We start from the raw sequence: 1,302 nt of genomic DNA, 5'->3' as shown, positions 1-1,302 counted from the left end.
AATGACACGACTTCGGCGGTACGCTTGAGCCCCGCTACATTGTCGGCGCGGAATCACTAGACCAGTGAGCTATTACGCACTCTTTCAAGGGTGGCTGCTTCTAAGCCAACCTCCTGGTTGTCTGTGCGACTCCACATCCTTTCCCACTTAGCGTACGCTTAGGGGCCTTAGTCGATGCTCTGGGCTGTTTCCCTCTCGACCATGGAGCTTATCCCCCACAGTCTCACTGCCGCGCTCTCACTTACCGGCATTCGGAGTTTGGCTAAGGTCAGTAACCCGGTAGGGCCCATCGCCTATCCAGTGCTCTACCTCCGGCAAGAAACACACGACGCTGCACCTAAATGCATTTCGGGGAGAACCAGCTATCACGGAGTTTGATTGGCCTTTCACCCCTAACCACAGGTCATCCCCCAGGTTTTCAACCCTGGTGGGTTCGGTCCTCCACGAAGTCTTACCTCCGCTTCAACCTGCCCATGGCTAGATCACTCCGCTTCGGGTCTTGAGCGTGCTACTCAAACGCCCTCTTCGGACTCGCTTTCGCTACGGCTACCCCACACGGGTTAACCTCGCAACACACCGCAAACTCGCAGGCTCATTCTTCAAAAGGCACGCAGTCACACACGAAGTGCTCCCACGGCTTGTAGGCACACGGTTTCAGGTACTATTTCACTCCCCTCCCGGGGTACTTTTCACCATTCCCTCACGGTACTATCCGCTATCGGTCACCAGGGAATATTTAGGCTTAGCGGGTGGTCCCGCCAGATTCACACGGGATTTCTCGGGCCCCGTGCTACTTGGGTGTCTCTCAAACGAGCCGCTGACGTTTCGACTACGGGGGTCTTACCCTCTACGCCGGACCTTTCGCATGTCCTTCGCCTACATCAACGGTTTCTGACTCGTCCCACGGCCGGCAGACCGCAGAAGAGAGATCCCACAACCCCGTATACGCAACCCCTGCCGGGTCTCACACGCATACGGTTTGGCCTCATCCGGTTTCGCTCGCCACTACTCCCGGAATCACGGTTGTTTTCTCTTCCTGAGGGTACTGAGATGTTTCACTTCCCCTCGTTCCCTCCACACTGCCTATGTGTTCAGCAGCGGGTGACAGCCCATGACGACTGCCGGGTTTCCCCATTCGGAAACCCCCGGATCAAAGCCTGGTTGACGACTCCCCGGGGACTATCGTGGCCTCCCACGTCCTTCATCGGTTCCTGGTGCCAAGGCATCCACCGTGCGCCCTTAAAAACTTGGCCACAGATGCTCGCGTCCACTGTGCAGTTCTCAAACAACGACCAGCCACCC

Annotated in this window: 1 rRNA gene; it reads right to left on the bottom strand. The window is 57.1% G+C overall.

Features of this window, described 5'->3' with window-relative positions:
* Window positions 1–1,253: ribosomal RNA gene (locus tag AB0M11_RS41300) — 23S ribosomal RNA — on the bottom strand; the annotation flags it as partial.
* Window positions 1,254–1,302: the final 49 nt, after the last annotated feature.

The organism is Streptomyces sp. NPDC051987, assembly GCF_040680735.1.
Taxonomy (GTDB): domain Bacteria; phylum Actinomycetota; class Actinomycetes; order Streptomycetales; family Streptomycetaceae; genus Streptomyces.
This window is presented reverse-complemented; position numbering and strand designations above follow the sequence as displayed.